General features: G+C 72.4%; 14 protein-coding genes. 6 read left to right on the top strand and 8 right to left on the bottom strand.

The annotated features are described in order from the left end of the window. The first annotated feature begins 26 nt into the window (after window positions 1-26). On the top strand, window positions 27-1,052 hold the full coding sequence (locus tag LMU33_RS39700) for a glycosyltransferase family 2 protein (RefSeq protein WP_228626802.1): 1,026 nt from the start codon (window positions 27-29) through the stop codon (window positions 1,050-1,052). A gap of 39 nt (window positions 1,053-1,091) precedes the next feature. On the opposite strand, the gene LMU33_RS39695 is transcribed toward LMU33_RS39700, so the two are convergent. The 4 genes from LMU33_RS39695 to LMU33_RS39680 all read right to left on the bottom strand — a co-directional run bounded on the left by LMU33_RS39695 (window position 1,092) and on the right by LMU33_RS39680 (window position 6,917). Continuing rightward, on the bottom strand, window positions 1,092-2,690 hold the full coding sequence (locus tag LMU33_RS39695) for an LCP family protein (protein WP_228626823.1): 1,599 nt from the start codon (window positions 2,688-2,690) through the stop codon (window positions 1,092-1,094). A gap of 130 nt (window positions 2,691-2,820) precedes the next feature. Further along, complete coding sequence (locus LMU33_RS39690) at window positions 2,821-4,581, bottom strand: LCP family protein (RefSeq protein ID WP_228626800.1); 1,761 nt, start codon at window positions 4,579-4,581, stop codon at window positions 2,821-2,823. A gap of 231 nt (window positions 4,582-4,812) precedes the next feature. Beyond that, window positions 4,813-6,048, bottom strand: coding sequence for an LCP family protein (locus tag LMU33_RS39685; RefSeq protein ID WP_228626798.1), 1,236 nt, complete (start codon window positions 6,046-6,048; stop codon window positions 4,813-4,815). Between the two features lie 113 nt (window positions 6,049-6,161). Next, on the bottom strand, window positions 6,162-6,917 hold the full coding sequence (locus LMU33_RS39680) for a TIGR03089 family protein (protein WP_228626796.1): 756 nt from the start codon (window positions 6,915-6,917) through the stop codon (window positions 6,162-6,164). 129 nt (window positions 6,918-7,046) lie between these two features. Here LMU33_RS39680 and LMU33_RS39675 point away from each other — a divergent pair, with 129 nt between their 5' ends. Next, window positions 7,047-8,498 (top strand): peptidoglycan recognition protein family protein, encoded by a 1,452-nt coding sequence (locus LMU33_RS39675; RefSeq protein WP_372478153.1) that lies wholly within the window; start codon window positions 7,047-7,049, stop codon window positions 8,496-8,498. A 185-nt stretch (window positions 8,499-8,683) separates the two neighbouring features. Continuing rightward, the gene (gene manB, locus LMU33_RS39670) at window positions 8,684-9,766 is read left to right on the top strand and encodes a mannose-1-phosphate guanylyltransferase (RefSeq protein WP_228626792.1); all 1,083 of its coding nucleotides are present in this window, start codon (window positions 8,684-8,686) and stop codon (window positions 9,764-9,766) included. A 203-nt stretch (window positions 9,767-9,969) separates the two neighbouring features. Here manB and LMU33_RS39665 read toward each other — a convergent pair whose 3' ends face one another. The 4 genes from LMU33_RS39665 to LMU33_RS39650 form a co-directional block, all read right to left on the bottom strand. After that, the gene (locus tag LMU33_RS39665) at window positions 9,970-10,992 is read right to left on the bottom strand and encodes a DNA-3-methyladenine glycosylase family protein (protein WP_228626790.1); all 1,023 of its coding nucleotides are present in this window, start codon (window positions 10,990-10,992) and stop codon (window positions 9,970-9,972) included. Between the two features lie 92 nt (window positions 10,993-11,084). Continuing rightward, the gene (locus tag LMU33_RS39660) at window positions 11,085-12,392 is read right to left on the bottom strand and encodes a coenzyme F420-0:L-glutamate ligase (RefSeq protein ID WP_228626788.1); all 1,308 of its coding nucleotides are present in this window, start codon (window positions 12,390-12,392) and stop codon (window positions 11,085-11,087) included. Beyond that, window positions 12,389-13,348, bottom strand: coding sequence for a 2-phospho-L-lactate transferase (gene cofD / locus LMU33_RS39655; RefSeq protein WP_228626786.1), 960 nt, complete (start codon window positions 13,346-13,348; stop codon window positions 12,389-12,391). The genes LMU33_RS39660 and cofD overlap by 4 nt, the downstream gene beginning before the upstream one ends. Window positions 13,349-13,382: 34 nt before the next feature. Next, window positions 13,383-13,877, bottom strand: coding sequence for a cysteine dioxygenase (locus LMU33_RS39650; RefSeq protein WP_228626784.1), 495 nt, complete (start codon window positions 13,875-13,877; stop codon window positions 13,383-13,385). Between the two features lie 614 nt (window positions 13,878-14,491). Here LMU33_RS39650 and LMU33_RS39645 point away from each other — a divergent pair. From LMU33_RS39645 to LMU33_RS39635, 3 genes are all read left to right on the top strand, one after another. After that, the gene (locus LMU33_RS39645; protein WP_010986447.1) at window positions 14,492-14,755 is read left to right on the top strand and encodes a WhiB family transcriptional regulator; all 264 of its coding nucleotides are present in this window, start codon (window positions 14,492-14,494) and stop codon (window positions 14,753-14,755) included. 192 nt (window positions 14,756-14,947) lie between these two features. Next, window positions 14,948-18,664, top strand: a complete 3,717-nt coding sequence (locus LMU33_RS39640) for a glycosyltransferase family 2 protein (RefSeq protein ID WP_228626782.1) — start codon at window positions 14,948-14,950, stop codon at window positions 18,662-18,664. Next, on the top strand, window positions 18,661-20,187 hold the full coding sequence (locus tag LMU33_RS39635) for a DUF5719 family protein (protein WP_228626780.1): 1,527 nt from the start codon (window positions 18,661-18,663) through the stop codon (window positions 20,185-20,187). The genes LMU33_RS39640 and LMU33_RS39635 overlap by 4 nt, the downstream gene beginning before the upstream one ends. The last annotated feature ends 175 nt before the right edge of the window (window positions 20,188-20,362 follow it).

Below are 20,362 nucleotides of genomic sequence, written 5' to 3'. Positions count from 1 at the left end.
CCCGTTCGCGGTAACGTGAGCCCCCTATGAACGCCAAGCCCGACGTGCGACACCCCGCGGTATCTGTGATCATGCCCGTCCTCAACGAGGAGCGGCATCTGCGCGGGGCCGTCCAAGCGATCCTCGCGCAGGAGTACGCCGGCGAGATGGAGGTCGTGATCGCCCTCGGTCCGTCCACGGACCGCACGGACGAGATCGCCGCCGAGCTGGTCGCCGGAGACCCGCGCGTGCACACCGTCCCCAATCCGACCGGCCGTACCCCCGCCGCGCTGAACGCGGCGATCAAGGCCTCCCGGCACCCGATCGTGGTCCGCGTCGACGGCCACGGCATGCTCTCGCCGAACTACATCGCCACCGCGGTCCGGCTCCTGGAGGAGACCGGTGCGCAGAACGTCGGCGGCATCATGCACGCCGAGGGCGAGAACGACTGGGAGTACGCCGTCGCCGCCGCGATGACCTCGAAGATCGGGGTAGGCAACGCCGCCTTCCACACGGGCGGCGAGGCCGGGCCCGCCGAGACCGTCTACCTCGGGGTGTTCCGCCGCGAGGCCCTGGAGCAGCAGGGCGGCTACAACGAGGAGTTCATCCGCGCCCAGGACTGGGAGCTGAACTTCAGGATCAGGGAGGCGGGCGGCCTCATCTGGTTCTCGCCCGAGCTCAGGGTGTCGTACCGGCCAAGGCCCTCCGTCCGCGCGCTGGCCAAGCAGTACAAGGACTATGGCCGCTGGCGGCACGTCGTCGCCCGCTACCACTCCGGCTCCATCAACCTGCGCTACCTCGCCCCGCCGGCGGCGGTGTGCGCGATAGCGGCCGGAATCGTGGCCGGCGCGGTGCTCACCCCGTGGGCCCTCGTCGTGCCCGGCGGCTATCTGGCGGCGATCGCCGCGGGCTCGGTCCCGGCGGGCAGGGGGCTGCCCCTCAAGGCCCGGCTGCAGATACCGGTGGCCCTGGCCACCATGCACATGTCGTGGGGCTGGGGCTTTCTGACCAGTCCGAAGTCGCTGGCGCGGAAGGTCATCGCCTCGCGGCGGCCGGCGGTGTACAGCGCCTGACCGTCCGTCGGGGCCCCGTCGCCGGGGCCCCGATGCCGGTCACCACTGATAGGGCTTGTACACGTCCATGCACTTGCTGGTGTCCGCGCCGTTGATCGAGTCGGTGTTCCCCGGCATGTCCCCGGGCTTCGGCTCGGACTGCTTGGGGTAGCCGCTGCCGGTGCGCCAGTCCGCACCGACGACGACCGTGACCCCGGACACGTCGGTGGACTGCTTCACCGAACTCATGGGAATGCCCAGCGCCTTGGCGACGGCCTGGGCGTCGCCCTCCAGGTCCGCGCTCGGGTACTGCACGACCGTGCTGTCCTCGGACAGCGTCCCCGAGGTGTCGGCGGTCGCCCGGATGTAGCCGTCCTGCGCCAGCACCTGGCTGACGTCGTTCGCCCGGCCGCCGACCGGGGGCTCGGTGGAGGTCCGGGTGGCGTTGCGCACCAGCACCCCCAGCCGACTGGGGTCCGTGGAGGGCGACTTGGTCGCCGGGGTCTTGACCTCGACCTGCTTCGCGGCCGACGGCTTGCCGTTCTTGTCGAAGGGCACGTCGTCGCGGAGCATCCTCCACACCCTGTCGGCGTTGGGCCTGTCCGGCACGACGTGCTCGCTGTTCTGCGCGTCCTCGAGGTGCGGCATCGTCATCGACGTGATGCGGTTCGTCGGCACCGACTTCAGCTCCATGGCCAGGTCGTACAGCTTCTTGACCGAGCCGATCTCCTCGGAGACCTGGAGCGACTTGGTGGCCGCCTCCGCCAGGTCCATCAGCCGCCCGCTGTCGGTGAAGACGTTCTGGTGCTTCAGGGTGCGGACCATCGAGTTCAGGTACATGTGCTGGGCACGGGCCCGCATCAGGTCGCTGCCCCAGGCGTGCCGGGTGCGCAGCCACTGCAGGGCCTGCTCGCCGTAGACCTTCTGGGTCCCGGCCTTCAGCTTCAGCCCGGAGCCGCCGGGCTGGGCCGGCGTCGGGTGGTCCCAGACGTTCTGCTTCACACAGACCTCGACGCCCCCGATGGCGTCCGCCATGTTCACCACGCCCGCGAAGTCGATCATCATCCAGTGGTCGATGTAGACCCCGGTGAGGTCCTCCCAGGTGGCCAGCGTGCAGCCGGCCCCGCCCCGGGCCAGGGTGGTGTTGATGATGTCGTCGGTCTCCGGATAGTTCTTGCCGGTCTTGGGGTCGGTGCACCTGGGGATGTGCACGCGGGTGTCCCGGGGAATGCTCACCATGGCGGCGCTCTTGCGGTCCGCGGACAGGTGGATGAGCATCTGCACGTCGGCGAGCGGGGGAGCGCCGACGCTGCTCCTGCTGCCGCCGAGCTTCAGATCCTGGGGGGTGTTACGGCTGTCGGAGCCGATCAGCAGGATGTTCACCGGCGTCTGCCCGGCCGCGTTCGCCGGCGTCTTGTACGCCTTGGAGTCGTCGGCGCTGCTGCGCTGGCCCTTGCGGATGTTCGCGTTCAGGTGCTGGTAGTACAGGTAACCGGCGCCCGCCGTGCCGAGTATGACCACCGCCAGCACGGTCGCGGACCAGCGCAGGGCGCGCCGTCTGCGCCGCGGTCGCTCCGTCGTGGAACCCCCTCTGCGCTGCCCGCCGCCGTGCCGGCCGGACCCCTCCGGTGTGTCCCGGTCCCGCCGTGCGGGCGACATCGTGTCGTCGACCGCAGGGTCCTGCCCTCGCACATCGCTCTGCGCCAAACTTCCTGCCCTCCCCACCCTTGCGCGTTACAACGGGCCCGTCCCGCGTCCGGTTAGACGCACGACGGGCCCGTTGGGTTACCTACGACGCGCACTTCACCTTGTCCGCCGTGGACTTGTCCACGTCCGGAGCCTTCTTCGGAGCGGTGAGCGAGACGCCCGCGCCCTTGAAGTCCTTGCCCAGGGTCAGCGTCATCGCCGGCAGCCCCTGGGAGTTGGTCACGCTCTTGCCGGGCTTGAGCGCGGAACCGGGCAGACCCATCAGCTGAGCCAGCTCCCGGGCCTGCGCCGCCTGGTCGGGCGCGTACTCCAGCGTGGTCTTGTCCAGCTCCGCGGGCGCGTTGCCCGCGTTCTCCGACTTGAGGACGCCCTCCTGGTTCTGCAGCCAGCCGAGGGTCTCCTGCGCGCTGCCGGCGACGGCACCGCCGTTGAGGATCCGCACCCGCACCTCGGAGGGCGCGGACCTGCTGCCCTTCAGGCGTGCGGCCTCCGCGTCCTTCTCCGCCTTCTGCTTCTTCTTCACCTCGGTGAAGGAGACGTCGTTGTCGATCGCGTCGAACACCTGCGGGGCCAGCGCGGGGTCGACGATCACCGTCTTGTGGACGACACCGTCCGCGGGGTTGTCCTTCACCGGCACCGTGAGGAAGGTGATGTTCTTCGTCGGCACCTTCTTCAGCTCCAGCGCGATGTCCTTGAGCGTGCCCACGGAGCCGATGCCCTTGTCGACGGTCAGTGCCTTGGTGGCGGCCTCGGCGAGGTCGATCAGCTTGCTCGGGCTGGTGAGCGTGTCACTGGAGGACATCTTCCGCATCAGCGAGGCCATGAACTGCTGCTGGACCTTGATGCGGTCCAGGTCGCCCTGGTTGCCCCAGCTGTGCCGGGTGCGGACGAAGGCCAGCGCCTGCTCGCCCTCGATCTTGTGCTTGCCGGCGGGCAGGTCGAGGTGCGACTGCTTGTCGTTCACGGCGTGCGCGAGACACACGTCCACGCCGCCGACGGCCGTCGTCAGCGTCTTGACCGCGTTGAAGTCCACCATCATGAAGTGGTCCGGCTGGATGCCGGTGACCTCCTTGACGGTGCGCATGGTGCAGCCGGGGTCCCGCCCGTCCTGTCCGAGGCTGGTGTTGAAGCGGACGTTCTCCGTGCCGGGGATGACCTTCTCGGTGCCGTCCGCCTCCTTGGTCGGGCAGTCCGGCACGTTGACGACCAGGTCGCGCGGAATGCTGAGCGCGGTCGCGTTGGTCCGGTCCTTGGAGACGTGCAGCAGGATGTTGGTGTCGGCGTGCCCGACGCTGCCGGTGTCGCCGTAGCCCGTGTTGCCCTTCCCGGTGCGTTTGTCGGTGCCGATGATCAGGATGTTGAAGGCGTCGTCCTTGCTGAAGCCGTTCTTGGCCGCGCTGCCGACGTCCGTCGTGGTGACGTTGCCCTCGAGGTGCTTGAGGTAGAGGTAGCCGGCGGTGCCGATGGCGACCAGCACGAACGCCGTGCCGCCGGCGGTCCACGCCAGCACCTTCTTCGCCTTCGACTTCTTCTTCACCGGCCGCCGGGCGGCCCTGCGCCCCTGCGGGGTCTCCGGCTCGCCGCCCCGGCGCCGGCCCGACCGCGGCGGCGGTACGACGCCCCCGCGCCCCTGGCGCGACTCACGCGTGTCGCCGGGTGATGAGTCGTTACGGCGGCGCGGCGCACCGGAGCCCGCCCGGGAGGCGGGTCTGCGGGGCCCGGGAACCGGCGACTGCGGTGCGGAAGGGCCCAGTCGCAGTTCGTATTCGCCGGTGTTCGGATTGAGTACCCACTGGTCTGCGGGATCGATGTTGTCCGCCCGCCCACGGCCTTGCGCGTCCACGGTTGTCCGAATCCTCCGTCGGGGCCACGCGGCGCCTTCCCCCTCAAAGACGCTCGGGTCTCGGTGAATCAGTGCACGGCCCCAGGACGGACCTCGCGGCCGGGTGCACCGGATCGCTCACACTATCCGCCCAGTTCAGCGTCAAGCGACGCCGGTGACAAATTCCCTGTGCCTACAACTGGGCAATCCGCCTCATTTCCCGGACGGAAGTTCGGCGTCTTGATGTGCGCATTACTGACAGGCGTGTTCGGCGGCGGTGTTCCCGCGGAACGTCGGTGTGGGTGACGGACCGGCGGAGGTGCCGTTCCCGCCGTCCGGCTGCCCGTCTGTCTGCCCGTCCGTCTGCGCCGTCAGTGCCGTCTGTGCCGTCTGCTGAGGCGTCTCCTGCGGCGTCTCCCGGGTCACAACCAAGGGCTGGTCGGCCCGCAGCCGGGCGAACAGCCTCTCGGCCTCCGGCTCCACGAGTTGGTCACGATTGGAGTCGTAGACGTACGACTCCCTCGGCACCGTCAGGAACTGCACCTGTTCGGTGGGGATGTCACGCAGCCCGCGCACCAACTGGTACAAGCCACGCAGACTGGCCAGTTCCGGATCCGTGGTCAGCGAGGAGGTCGCCGCGTCCAGCACCGGATACAGCTTCACCGGGTTCAGCAGGACATCGTTGCTCTGCATCTTGTCGACGAGCGCGCCGAGGAACCGCTGCTGGCGTTCCATCCGTTCGGTGTCGCTGCCGTCGCCGAGCGACTTGCGGGCCCGTACGAACCCGAGCGCCTGCTCCCCGTTGAGCATGACCCTGCCCGCGGGCAGCCTCAGCAGGGCCGCCTTGTCGTCGATGGGCTCCTTCAGGCAGACCTGCACCCCGTCGACGGCGTTCACCATCTTCTTGAACCCGCTGAAGTCCACGACCACGTGATGGTCGATCCGAATGTCCGTCAGCTTCTCGACCGTCCGGATCGTGCACGCCGAACCGCCCAGCTGGAAGGCGTGGTTGAACATCGCGAACACCGGCTCGCTGCGGCTGCCGTCCGGCTGCCGGCAGCCGGGGATGTCCACCATCAGGTCCCTCGGCAGGGACACGGCGGTGGCGCTGCGCCGGTCGGCGGCCAGATGCAGCAGGATCGTGGTGTCCGACCGCTCGGTGCCCAGATCCCGCCCGTACGCGGAGTTCCCCTCCCCGGCCCGCGTGTCCGACCCGATCAGCAGGATGTTCTGCGCGCCCCGCACCAGTTCGGAGGGCCGTTCCCGCTCGTACCGGGCCAGTTCGCGGGCGGCCGCGTCGTCCGCCGTGATGTTCGCGCTGAGCTTGGCGTAGAGGGCCCAGCCGGTCCCGGCGGCCGCCGCGAGGAGGACGGCGGCACCGAGCGCCGTCACCTTCGCCCACCGCCGCCGACGCCGCCGTACGAGCCCTGTGCCGGTGGCGGAGGCCCCGGGGCCGGGACCGAGGGCCTTGCCTGCGGTGTCGGGCACGGGCGGGGCACCCCCTCATGGCGTACGAGCGTCACGTCCTGCTCTTACGACCATGGCGGCGGAGGGCGGGGGAGGCGCCCTGTGTTACTCCACTCGGGGGACGGCGGTGCCGCTCAGCGGCGCACCGCGGTCACCCGCTCGTTCTCGATCCGCTTGGCGAGAGCCTCCTCGTCCAGCCGGTCCAGATGCCGGCACAGCACCACGGACCCGCCGGTGGCCAGCGGCGCGTACAACCCCGCGCGGACCCCTTCCCAGGTGTCGTACGACAGCCCGGACAACAACCTCGATCCGGGTCCCGTCAGATCCAGCGAGGGCGCCTCGGCCAGGGCCCGCTGAACGACCTCCGCCCCGCTGAACTCCCGCCCGGCGACGATCAGCGCGGGCTCCTCGGGCTCCACCGGCGCGAACGGCACGAACCGGTCCCCCTGTCCCGGCACTTCCACGGCGTAGTCGACGAACCCCTCGGGGGCCTGCGGAAACCTCCCGCCGAGCGGCCGTAGCGCCAGCGCCACCCGCTCACCCCGGCACGCCCGCGCCGCATCCAGCGAGTCCGGCCCGCTGACGACGACGTCCGCCGCGGCCGGATCCCCGCCGACGTCCGCCACCGCGCCCACCGCGGAGCAGGCCAGCAGCCACACCGCCGTCTGCCAGTGCGCGGGCAGCAGCAGCGCGACCCGGTCGCCGGGACCGGCGGACAGGTCGCCCTGAAGGAGGTTCGCGGTCTTGGCCACCCAATTGGCGAAGGTGGCCACGGACAGTTCGACGCGTTCGCCCGTGGCGTCGTCGTAGAAGGTCACCAGCGGGCGGCCGGGGTCCGCGGCGAGCGCGGAAGCCAGCAGGTCGGCAGGGGTGCGATCGGTGGCGTTCACCCGGGAAAGGGTACGCGCGGGCGGGCGCGTGCAGCGTGCGGTGGGGCCACCGGTTCGGCGGAACGGTTTCCGACGGTCCGTCAGTTCATGGATGGACAGATTTGTATGACTATGTTCAAGATCATGACTATGCGTGGATTCCTGACTTCGTCCAACGGCGCCCCGTCGATCGCCGTCTCCTCGATCGGCGTCACCTGCGCCGCGGCCCTCGCGCTTCCGCTGTCGGCCCCGCCCGCAGCCGCCGCACCCGCACGACCGTCCGGGGCCGCCGCAGCGGTGCGGTCGTCCGGAGCCGCCGTACCCGCACGGCCGTCCGAGGCGGGCGCATCCGTACGGTCGTCCGAAGCCGGTGTCCCGGGCGGCACCCGCTCGCTGCCCCTCGTCCCCCTCTCCCGCGTGCGGGTCCTCGGCACCGCCCCGGAGCAGGGCCTGTACCGGGGCGACGGCGAGCACTTCTCGCTGGTCGGGGTCGTCTGGAACGACCCGGACACCGAGTTGCACGGCCGGGTCCAGGTGCGGACGCGGTCCGCGCGGACGGGGAAGTGGTCCGGCTGGCAGGACGTCGAGACGCACAACGCCGACCACGGCGCCGACCCCGGCACGGCGGAACGCGACGCGCGGCGGGTGCGCGGGGCGACCGCACCGCTGTGGGTGGGCGAATCCGACGGTGTGGACCTCCGGGTGCGTGCCGCCGGCCGGGGTGCGCGGGACGGCCGTACGGCCGAACCGCAGCGCCCGGAGCCCCCGTTGCCCTCCGGCCTGCGCCTGGAACTCGTCGACCCCGGTGCGGAGGCGGCCCCCGGGGGCGCGCCGGCCCAGGCGCCCCGTACCGGTCCGCGCTCGGAGGCGGAACGGGCGGCCTCGGCCGCCAACACGGACCTCGCCCGCTTCGGCGCCCTGGAGATCCCGGCGCTGGGCAAGCGGGCCACCGAGCGGGAACTCGCCCGCCTGGCAGGGCCGGTGCGGGCCAAGCCGTACATCGGGCCGCGCCCGCGGATCGTCACCCGCCGCGGCTGGGGCGCGGACGAGTCACTGCGCCAGAGCGGGTTCGTCTACACGAAGAAGCTCAAGGCGGCCTTCGTGCACCACACGGCCTCCGGCAACAAGTACAGCTGCTCCCAGGCCCCCTCCGTCATCCGCAGTATCTACCGCTACCACGTCGCGAGCATGGGCTGGCGGGACATCGGCTACAACTTCCTCGTCGACAAGTGCGGAACCATCTACGAGGGCCGGGCCGGCGGCGTGGCGAAGGCGGTCCTCGGCGCGCACACCCTCGGCTTCAACAACAACAGCATGGGCATCGCGGTGATCGGCTCGTTCGGCGGGACGAAGCCGTCCGGCGCCGCGGTGAAGGCGGTCGCCCGGCTCATCGCGTGGAAGCTCGGACTCTCCGGGGCCGATCCGCGTGCCAAGACATATCTCACGTCGGGCGGTGGCAACCTCTACCCCAAAGGTAAGAAGGTACGACTGAACGTGATCTCCGGCCATCGGGACGGATTCGCCACCGAGTGCCCCGGCAAACGGCTTTACGCCAAGCTCGGTACGGCCCGTTCCAGCGCGGCGCGCTACCAGGGGCGCTGAGCCGGCCGGGGTGTGCGCTCGGCGCCGTCTTCGGGGGCCCGCCGCTCTCACACCGTTCTCTCACCGATCTCGTGGGAAACCGGGTGGTTGTCAAGGGAGCCGCCGCTACGGTCTGCATACACTGACCGGCCGAAACGAGTGAAACGAGTAGTTCGGCCGGTCCCGGCAGGAAGCAGAGACGACAGGTGACAGAAGCGATCCTCCTGGTCGGCGGCAAAGGCACCCGGCTGCGTCCCCTCACGGTGCACACGCCCAAGCCCATGGTCCCCGCCGCCGGGGTGCCGTTCCTCACGCACCAGCTGGCGCGGGCCAAAGCGGCGGGCGTGGACCACATCGTCCTCGCCACGAGCTATCTGGCCGAGGTCTTCGAGCCGTACTTCGGCGACGGCTCCTCCCTCGGCCTGCGCATCGAGTACGTGACGGAGGAGGAGCCGCTCGGCACGGGCGGCGCGATCCGCAATGTCGCCTCGCGTCTGCACTCCGGCCCCGACGACCCGGTGCTCATCTTCAACGGCGACATTCTGACGGGCCTGGACATCAGGGCCCTGGTCGACACGCACAAGTCGACCGGCGCGGACGTCTCCCTGCACCTGACGAAGGTGACGGACCCGCGGGCCTACGGCCTGGTCCCCACGGACGAGACCGGCCGCGTCCTCGCCTTCCTGGAGAAGCCGCAGACGCCGGAGGAGATCGTCACCGACCAGATCAACGCGGGGGCGTACGTCTTCCGCCGCTCGGTCATCGACACGATCCCGCTGGGCCGCCCGGTGTCGGTGGAGCGCGAGACCTTCCCCGACCTCCTCTCGGCCGGCGCCCATCTCCAGGGCATGGTCGACTCCACGTACTGGCTGGACCTCGGCACCCCGGCGGCGTTCGTCCGCGGCTCGGCCGACCTGGTCCTGGGGCGCGCCCCGTCCCCGGCGGTCCCCGGCCGCTGCGGCGACCGCCTGATCCTTCCCACGGCGACGGTGGCGCCGGACGCCAAGCTGACCGGCGGCACGGTGGTCGGCGAGGGCGCGTTCGTGGCCGAGGGGGCGCGGGTCTCCGGCTCCACGATCCTCCCGGGGGCCGTCATCGAACCGGGCGCCGTCATCACCGACTCCCTCATCGGCACCAGGGCCCGCGTGGGCGAACGCACGGTCCTCACCGGCACGGTCGTCGGCGACGGCGCGGTCATCGGCGCCGACAACGAACTCCGCGAGGGAGTACGCGTGTGGTGCGACGCCCGCATCCCGGCGGGCGCGGTGCGCTTCTCTTCCGACCAGTAACGGTCACTCGGACCGCCGACCATGGGGGCTGCGCCCCCAGACCCCGTGTGTTCGGGGGCGGTTCGATTGGCCTGCGGGCGCGTCGTGGCTGATCGCGCAGTTCCCCGCGCCCCTGGGGAACTGCAGCACCGCACCGGCTCGGCGGCACCCCGCGAGCGAGGGCAAGCGAAACCCACCCCCGCCCGGCCCCGGCACAGGGCGCCTCACAGCAGCCCGATGTCCACCCGAGGCATCTTCGGCGCCCGGCGCGCAGGTGCGTTCCCGCTCAGCAGGATCAAACGGACCGCCCGATGCCGCTGCCCGGCATACGGCTCCAGCAGGCGCAGCATCACCGCATCGTCGGCATGCCGGTCCCTCGCCAACGCCCACCCCACGATCCCCGGCAGATGCAGGTCCCCGACCGTCACCGCATCCGCCGCCCCATGACTGCGCTGCACCACCTCCGCCGACGTCCACGGCCCGATCCCCGGCACGACCTCCAACCGCGCCTGAGCCTCGAGCGCCGGCATCCCCACCGCCTGCTCCAGCCGCGCAGCGACCCGCACGGCACGCAGAATCGTCGACGCCCGCTTGTCGTCGACCCCGGCCCGATGCCACTCCCAGGAGGGAATCAGCGCCCACGTCCGTGGCGCAGGCATCACGTACATCGGCCGTTCCCCAGCCCCCGCCGGTCCCGGTGCGCGCTCCCCGAACCTCCGCACGAGCAACCGCCACGCCCGATACGCCTCGTCGGTCGTGACCTTCTGCTCCAGCACCGACGGGATCAAGGACTCCAGCACCAGCCCGGTCCGCGTCAGCCGCAAGCCGGGGCGCCGATGCCGCGCCAAGGCCACGACCCGGTGCCGAGGCACGAACACCTCCGGCTCGTCGGCCGCGCCGAGCCACTCGGGCAGCCGGTCCAGCAGCCACTGCGCCCCCGGCCCCCACGCCTCGCCGCGCACCTCACCGCCGTACGCCCGCACCCTCAGCGTGCCCGGCCCGGCGGGCGTGCGGCTGGCCCGCCACACGGATCCGTCCGCGGTGGCCCGGAAGGTGGGGTCGGCGGGCCCGCGCCGCAGCGGCCCGAGCACCAGCCCGAGATCGAGCGGCCCGTCCGGCACCCACCGCCGTACCCGCGCCGGAGCCGAAGCCTGCCGTGGTATCCCGGCAGCGGCGCCCGCGGGCACGCCGGCATGGCCGCCGCGCACGGTCGTACGCGTGGGGCGCTGAGCGAAACGTCCTGCCACGTGAGGTCCTGTGAGGTCCGGGGGAGGGGGGAGCCGGTGCCGTCCTTCGAGACTAGGCGGTCGTACGCCCGCTACGGCCGCGTACGCCGAACTCAGCGCACCTCTGTGAAGGCCCCCGCGTCCCGCTGCGGCCGCGGTCTCGGCTCCTCGGCCGGATGCCCGACCGCCACCGCGCCCATCGGCTCCCAGTCGGCGGGCAGGTCCAGCACCTCGCGCACCACGTCACGGCAGAACATCGTGGACGACACCCACGCCGAGCCCAGCCGCTCCCCGGCCAGCGCGACCAGCAGGTTCTGCACGCCCGCGCCCATCGCGACGACGAACATCTCCCGCTCGGCACCGTCCCGCCGCGCGTCCCCGTAGTCATGGGAGCCGTCCATGACGAGGCACGGCACCACCAGATACGGCGCGTTGCGCAGGACGTCCCCGCGGCGCACCCGCTTCGCGATGGACTCCTCGCTCTTGCCGTCCCGGCGCAGGTCTGCGATCCAGGCGTCCCGCATCGCGTCCAGCAGCCGGGTCCGGGACCGAGCCGACTCCAGCAGGACGAACCGCCAGGGGGTGGTGTGGTGCGGGGCCGGTGCGGTCACCGCCGCCGCCACCGCGCGCCGTACCGCGCCGGGATCCACGGGCTCGTCGGTGAACGCCCGGACCGTACGCCGCTGGGTCACCGCCTCGCGGACCGCCTCGGACGTGCCGAGCCGGAACATGTCGTCCCGCGAGGTCCGCACCAGGGCCCGCGCACCCTCGCCGTCCTCCGGGGCCAGCACGTGCGGCAGGCCGCGCACCACCGCGACCGGCCGGCCCGCCGCCTTGCCCTTGACCAGGTCGCCGGCGGCGGCCAGTTCGTCCGCCGTGGCGACGATCGTGGCGCTGAGCGGATTGCCGTACGCGTCCGTGCCCCCGCGCAGGTCGTCCAGCACGCGCACCCCGGCGGCGCCGATCGCCACGTCCGTGAGCCCCGAACGCCAGGGGCGCCCGAAGGTGTCGGTGACGACCACGCCGACGTCGACTCCGAGGGCGGCGCGCAGGCCCTCGCGGATCGCGCGCGCGGACGCGTCCGGGTCCTCGGGGAGCAACAGCACCGTGCCGGCGGGGGTGTTGGAGGCGTCGACCCCGGCGGCGGCCATGACCAGGCCCTGCCGGTTCTCCACGATCCTGAGGGCGCCGCGCCGGGCCACCACTCGGACCGTCTCGGCGTCGATGGCCGCCTCCCGGTCGGAGGCCTGCACGACGCGGCCCTCCGCCTTGGAGACGATCTTGGAGGTGACGAGCAGCACATCCCCGTCGGCCAGGCCCGGCTCCGCCGCGGCGATCAGCTTGGCGAGGTCGTCGCCCGGCTGCACCTCGGGAATGCCCGACAGGGCCCGGACCGTGTACTCCGGGCGCTCCTCGCTCACGCTCCCCGCACCTCCTCGGCCAGCGCCAGCGCCTCCCGCGCCATCTGCGCGGCCGCGTCGACGTCGGTCATCATCAGCGGTACGGCCCGGCAGCGGATGCCGTCCGCCTCGACCCGCCCGACCGCGGCCGCGTCGACGGTGTCGACGAGCCAGCCGTCCAGCAGGCCGGAGCCGTAGTGCTCGGCGACCGCGGCGGCCGTGGACTCCACGCCGACCGCGGCGAGCACCTTGTCGGCCATGCCGCGCACCGGGGCGTCCCCGACGATGGGGGACAGGCCGATCACGGGCACGCCCGCGTCCGCGATGGCCTCCCGGATGCCGGGCACGGCGAGGATGGTGCCGATGGACACGACCGGGTTGGAGGGCGGGAAGAGGATGACGTCCGCCTCGGCGATGGCCTGCAGCACGCCGGGCGCCGGCTTGGCGTGCTCGGCGCCGACCGGGACCACGGCCTCGGCGGGGACGGAGGCCCGCAGCCGTACCCAGTACTCCTGGAAATGGACCGCCTTGCGCTCGCCGTCCACCTCCACGGCCACATGGGTCTCCACGCGGTCGTCGGTCATCGGGATCAGCTTCACGCCCGGCTTCCAGCGGTCGCACAGCGCCTCGGTGACGGCGCTGAGCGGAAAGCCCGCGCCGAGCATCTGCGTGCGCACGATGTGCGTGGCGAAGTCCCGGTCGCCCAGGCCGAACCACTCCGGCCCGACCCCGTAGGCCGCCAGTTCCTCCTTGAGGTGGAAGGTCTCGTCGGCCCGCCCCCAGCCCTGCTCCTCGTTGATGCCGCCGCCCAGCGTGTACATCACCGTGTCCAGGTCGGGGCAGACCTTCAGCCCGAAGAGGTGGATGTCGTCGCCGGTGTTGCCGATCACCGTGACGTCCGCGTCCGGCACGGCCCGCTTCAGACCGCGCAGGAACCGGGCACCACCGATGCCGCCTGCCAGAACCACAATGCGCATGGGGACAAGTGTTGCAGGCGGGTACGACAACGCGTCAGGCAGTCACCGGACGAGCTTCGCAGTGCGGCGACGTGTGCATCGGCATCTCCGTCAGGCCCGGGTAGTACACGTGCAGGCTGACCGCCGGCTCCAGGGTGTCGTTGACGACCTCGTGCACGTACCCCGGCGCGAACACCCGCTGCGTGCCCGCCGCCAACGCGCGCGTGGCGCGTTCGGTGCGCTCGGTCAGGGTGCCCTCCAGGACGGTGAGGACACCGGAGGAGCGGCCGTGGTCGTGCAGCCCGCTGCCCTGCCCCGGCACCCAGGACAGCAGCCACACCTCGTAGCCCGGGCCGGTGCGCAGCCGGTGGTACCAGCGGGTCGTGGTGTCGTACCGCACGAGGTGTTCCCACTGGGAGCGGTCGGCGGCGATCCGGCGGGCGAGACCCACGAACTCGGCAACGGTGGCCGGGTGCTCGCGCGGCGGCTGGAGCAGGTGCGGGACTTCGAGGATGTCGCCGGCGATCTGGAGGTCGTTGTCGCTGTTCATGGGGTGCGGTGGTTCCTCGGGTGGGAGAAGGCCGGAGGGAACGAGGAGCGAGGAAACCGGGTCACGCGGACACGGCCTGCAGCTGGAGCGAGGTGGGCTCAACAGCTGCAACAGCGACAACAGCTACAGCGGGACCGGGCAGCACCGAGGGACCCGGCGGTGCGGGTCGAGGTGAGTGCCAAGTTCGCGAGCATGCCCACTAGGACATCGGTTCACACCCGCAGTGTCAACTCGGCGCCCGGCATATGGGACAGGTTTCACCTCATCCGGTTCATCTCGGAGGTGAAAGGTTTGTTCATCGGGGTGTCGGGACACATGGGGCACATCCGGCGCTCAAGCCGCGCGGAACGCGATCGAACGCCGGGGCGTCCTTCTCCGTATACATGTCCGTACGGGTTCCGGGTGCCCCTCCGGGCCTCGTCTGCGTGTCACGGTTTAAGGCGATTTGAACACTTTCCGCACGGGCTTGGTTCCGCAGAGTGAATAACGGGCCCAATAGCAGATCTCGGCTTGACTCGCCCGGAGCAGCACACTTGTAATTTCACTCGTGTCGTTCAGCCGAAATCGGTAACGGCAACGCACACGGGGACGCGAAAGACAGACGAGGGGCGCACATGACCGAGCTGGTGCAGCAACTGCTGGTCGACGACGCGGACGAGGAACTCGGCTGGCAGGAGCGCGCGCTGTGCGCCCAGACCGACCCCGAGTCCTTCTTCCCCGAGAAGGGCGGCTCCACCAGAGAGGCGAAGAAGGTCTGCCTCGCCTGTGAGGTCCGCTCCGAGTGCCTCGAGTACGCCCTCGCCAACGATGAGCGCTTCGGCATCTGGGGCGGCCTGTCCGAGCGGGAACGCCGCCGGCTGAAGAAGGCCGCCATCTGACCGCACGACGCACGGACATCCACCCCAAAACGTCACGAACGGCCCGTCACCGGTGGGTTATCCACAGGCGGCGGGCCGACGTCATGGTCAGCCGATAGTGTGGTCGCTCGTCCGAGACGCCCCGCTGTCCCCTCGGCCCCCGAGAGGGCGCGGGCGTCCACCGCAGTCCATCGAACCGGGGCCCGTACCTCGATGTCCGTGCACAGCCATACGGCAGTCCAAGACCCGGCTGCCTCCGCGGCGTTTGACCCGTCCCGCCCGCCCGAGTTCCCGCGTCACGTGGTGACCGCGGTCCTCGTCTCCCACGACGGCGCCCGCTGGCTGCCCGACGTCCTGGCCGGGCTGCTCGGCCAGGAGCGACCCGTGCAGTACGCGGTCGCGGCCGACACCGGCAGCGCGGACGACTCCGCCCGGCTGCTCACCGACGCCCTCGGCGATGCCAACGTCCTGCACCTGGCCCGCCGCACCGGCTTCGGCCAGGCCGTCGAGGAGGCGTGCCGCACCGCCCCGGTCCTCACCCCGGAAGAGCTGCCGTACCTCAAGCGCCCCAGCGGCTGGGACCCGGTCACGCGCACATGGCGCGACGACGCCTACGACATGCCCGAACTGCCGCACGGCGAGCCCGTCCAGTGGCTCTGGCTGCTGCACGACGACTGCGCACCCGAACCCGACGCCCTCGCCGAGCTGCTGCGCGTCGTCGACAACGAACTCGACCTGGGCCGCGACGACGTGGCGGTCGTCGGCCCCAAGCTGCGCGGCTGGTACGACCGCCGGCAACTGCTGGAGGTCGGCGTCTCCATCGCCAACTCCGGCCGCCGCTGGACCGGCCTGGACCGCCGCGAACAGGACCAGGGCCAGCACGACCACGTGCGCACCGTGCTGTCGGTCTCCAGCGCCGGCATGCTCATCCGCCGCGACGTCTTCGAACAGCTCGGCGGCTTCGACCGCCGGCTGCCCCTGATGCGCGACGACGTGGACCTGTGCTGGCGCGCCCACACCGCGGGCCACCGCGTCCTGATCGCCCCCGACGCGGTCGTACGGCACGCCGAGGCCGCCTCCCGCGAGCGCCGCACCGTCGACTGCGTGGGCCGCACCGCCGCCTCCCCGCACAAGGTCGACAAGGCCGGCGCCGTCTACACCCTGCTCGTCAACACCCGCGGCGGCGCGCTGCCCTGGGTGTTCCTGCGGCTCGTTTTCGGCACGCTCCTGCGGACCGTCGCCTACCTGGTCGGCAAGGTGCCCGGCCAGGCCGTCGACGAGATCCGCGGCCTGCTCGCCACCCTGCTGCGCCCGGGCCGGATCTTCGCCGCGCGGCGCCGCCGCGGACCCTCGCAGATCGACAAGGACGAACTGCGCCGGCTCTTCCCCCCGCCCGGCGCCACCGTCCGGGCCACCGTGGAACAGTTCGCCGCCAACTTCACCAGCAGCTCCGACGACACCCTCCGGGCCGGTCGGCACGGCGGCGCGGTGGAGTCCGGACCCGGCGGCGACGACGCCGACTTCCTGGAGGTCGAGCAGTTCGCCAGGCTCAGGCGGATCGCCCGCAAGCCCGGCCCCGTGCTCTTCCTCGCCCTGCTGCTCATCTCCCTGGCAGCCTGCCGCGCCCTGCTCGGCGGCGGCGCGCTCGCGGGCGGCGCCCTGCTGCCCGCCCCGGCAGGCGCCGGCGACCTGTGGTCCCGCTTCGCCGACTCCTGGCACCCGGTCGGCGCGGGCGGCACCCCGGCCGCGCCGCCCTACCTCGCGATCGTCGCCACCCTCGCCTCGATCCTGTTCGGCTCCACCGGACTCGCGATGACGGTCCTGCTGGTCGCCTCGGTACCGCTCGCCGGATTCACCGCCTACTTCGCCTCCCGGCCGCTGGTCACCTCCCGGCTGCTGCGCGCCTGGGCCGCCATCGCCTACGCCTTCCTGCCCGCCACCACCGGCGCCCTGGCCGGCGGCCGCATCGGCACCGCCGTCCTCGCCGTGCTGCTGCCGCTCGTCGCGCGCGCCGGCGTCGCCGCGAGCGGCCTCGCGAACCGCTCCGGGGCGCGCGGCAGTTGGCGCGCCACCTGGGCGTACGCGCTGCTGCTGACCATCACCACCGCCTTCACGCCGATCGTCTGGCCCATCGCGCTGCTCCTCGGCATCGGCGTGCTCGTGCTGCGCCGCGGCGACCTCGTCGCGCACACCCTGCGCTTCCTCGCCCAGCTCGGCACCCCGCTGCTGGTGCTCGCCCCCTGGTCGCTGGCCCTCCTCCCGACCGGCTTCTTCAAGGAAGCCGGACTGGCCTACGGCACCTCGGCCGCCTCCGCGCTCGACCTGCTCGGCGCCAGCCCCGGCGGCCCCGGCACCGTGCACGGCCTGATGCTCATCGGCATCGTCCTCGCCGCCCTCGCCGCACTCCTGCGCTCCGAGCGGCAGCCGGCCGTCCGCACCGCCTGGGCGGTCGCCCTGGCCGGCCTCGTCTTCGCCGCCCTGTCCAACAGGTCCGCCTGGGCCGGACCGGCCACCCTCGTCTACGGCATCGCCCTGCTGGCCGCCGCCGCCCTCGGCGCCGACGGCGCACGCGCGCGCGTGGCCGAGCAGAGCTTCGGCTGGCGCCAGCCCGTAGCCGCCCTGATCGCCTTCGCCTGCGCCGCGGGCCCGCTGCTCGTCGTCGCCGGCTGGATGATCCGCGGCGCCGCCGGCCCCCTGGAGCGCCGCGACCCGACGCAGGTGCCCGCGTTCGTCGCCGAGGACTCCACCACCGGCGACCGCGCCCGCACCCTGATCCTGGACAGCGACTCCGCCGTGCGCGTGCGCTACACCCTGGTCCGCGGCTCCGGCGCCCGCATGGGCGACGCCGAGATCAGCGCCGCCGACGGCCAGAACACCCGGCTGGACAAGGTCGTCGCCAACCTCGTCGCCGGCTCCGGCGCCGACCAGGCCGACGAACTCGGCGGCTTCGCAGTGCGCTACGTCCTCGTCCACAAGGGCGCGCCCCGCGACATCACCCGCGTCCTCGACACCACCCCCGGCCTGACCCGGCTCAGCCAGCAGAACGGCAGCGCCCTGTGGCGTGTCGACCATGAGGTCTCCCGCGCCGTGATCGTCCCCGCCGGCGGCTCGGGCACCGCCCAGCCGATCTCCGCCGGCCCGGTGGAGATCCACACCACCGTCCCCGCCGGCCCGGGCGGCCGCGTCCTGCGCCTCGCCGACACCGCCTCCGACGGCTGGACGGCCAGCCTGAACGGCCATCCGCTCACCCGCACCACGGTCGACGGCTGGGCCCAGGGCTTCCAACTGCCCGCCGACGGCGGCCGCCTGGACGTCACCTACAGCGACCCGATCACCCACACCGCCTGGCTGTGGGCCCAGGGCGCGCTCGCCGTCGTCCTGGTCGTCCTCGCCCTGCCCGGCCGTCGCCGCGACGTCGACGACGACCTGCCCCAGGAGGAGCCGCTGCCCGCCCAGGCCACCGCGGGCGAGGGCCGCCGCGCCCGCCGCCTGCGCGCCCAGGCCGAGGAACAGGCCACCGAGGAACAGGCCACCGAGGAGCAGCCCGGCGACGAACAGCCCGCCGCGCCGCCCCTGCCGACGCAGCCCCCGGCCGCCGTACCCCACCAGCAGTCCTACGACGAGTGGGACCCGGCTTCCTACGCCGGTGCCGGATACACCGACTACGGCGCCGAGCAGTACCAGAACGGCGGCCAGTACCCGCCCTCCGGCTACGACCAGCAGGCGTACCCGGCGGCCGACCCCTACCAGACGGGCCAGGGCCAGTACGACCCGTACGCCTACGGCGGCACGGCCGACCAGATGCCGTACGACCCGACGGCCTACCAGCAGGGCTACGACCCCGCGTACGACCCCGCCCAGCAGGGCTACGACCCGGCCCAGCACCCCCACGGCACCGGCAGCGAGCGCCCCGACGGGAGCCAGCAGTGAACCGCACCACCCTGTCCCTGATCGCCGCCGGCGGCGCGCTGGCAGCCGTCACCGCGTTCGCCGCGTTCGACGGCCCGTCCGCGTCCGGCGCGGCCGCCCCCGAGGCGGCCGCGAACCTGCCGGTCCAGCGCACGAGCCTGCTGTGCCCGGCGCCGAGCATCTCGGACATCGCCGACACGTCGTACACGTCGTTCACGCCCGTCACCCAGGGCACGGCGAGCGACGGCAAGGCCCAACTCCAGGCAGCCGGCGAGGACTCGGCGGACGGCACGGGCAACTCCCGGACGGGCAAGGCCCCGAAGGGGTCCAAGGGCGGGAAGAAGACGGCGGACCAGCCGGTTCTCACCCCGAAGGCGCCGGGCACCCCGGTCACCGGCGACACCTCCGGCGCCGACGGGCCCGCGCTCATCGGCACCGCCGACGGGAAGTTCGCGCCCGGCTGGACCGTCCAGGAGACCACCGAGGTCGCCGCCGGCACCGGCCGCGGCCTGCAGGGCGTCAACTGCACCGCCGCGGACACCGACTTCTGGTTCCCGGGCGCCAGCACGGCCGGCAGCCGCACCGACTACGTCCACCTGACCAACCCCGACGACTCCGCCGCGGTCGTCGACATCGAGCTGTACGGCAAGGACGGCGCGATCAAGTCACCGCTCGGCGAGAACCTCACCGTCCCGCCGCACGCGAGCAAGCCGATCCTGCTGTCCACGCTCACCGACGCACAGCAGGCCGACCTGACCGTGCACGTCAGCGTGCGCAGCGGCAGGGTCGGGGCGACCGTGCAGGCCCTGGACGACAAGGTGGGCGGCGACTGGCTGGCCGCGGCCGCCGACCCGGCCGGCAGCCTGGTCCTGCCCGGCATCCCGAAGGACGCCACCGACGTCCGCCTGATCGCCTTCACCCCCGGCGGCGACGACGCCGACCTGAAGGTCCGCCTGGCCTCACCGGACGGCCTGATCACCCCGGCGGGCAACGAGACCCTGCACGTGAAGTCGGGCATGACGACCACGGCCGACCTCGGCGACGTGACCCGAGGCGAGGCCGGCTCCCTCGTCCTGACCCCCACGGACCAGTCGGTCCCGGTCGTCGCGGCCCTCCGGGTGATCCGCGGCAAGGGCGACAAACAAGAGACGGCCTTCATCCCGGCCACCGCCCCCGTCGGCACGCGCGCGACCTCGGCCGACAACAGCGCCAAGGGCACGACCCTCTCCCTGGCCGCACCCACCGCCACCGCCACGGTCAAGGTCACCGCGTCGGCGGGCAGCGACGGCGGCACGCCGACGACGAAGACCTACACGATCAAGTCCGGCACCACCGAGAACGTCCCGGTACCCGTCCCCTCCGGCCTCAACGGCACCTACGCCCTCACCGTCGAAACCGTCTCCGGCGGCCCGGTCTACGCCTCCCGCACCCTGTCCGCCACGGAGTCCGGCATCCCCGGCTTCACCATCCAAACCCTCCCGAACGACCGGGGCATGGTGGCGGTACCGAAGACGACGGAGGATCTGTCGATCCTGCAGAAGTGAGGGGCGAGGCTTTCGCGGCGCCGTTGGGATGCGCGTGCGGGTGCGTGGGCGACTGCGGGTGCTCGCCGGCCGCCCGCGCAGTTCCCCGCGCCCCTCGGGAACCGCGGCACCGCCGACTTCGCAGCGCCGGGGCACCCGCATGGCTGGGGGCAGGCGAAACGCCCCGTCGTCCGGC

The sequence above is a fragment of the Streptomyces barringtoniae genome (genome assembly GCF_020819595.1).
Lineage (GTDB): Bacteria > Actinomycetota > Actinomycetes > Streptomycetales > Streptomycetaceae > Streptomyces > Streptomyces barringtoniae.
The sequence above is the reverse complement of the archived record's forward strand: the minus strand, read 5'-3'. Positions and strand labels throughout refer to the sequence as shown.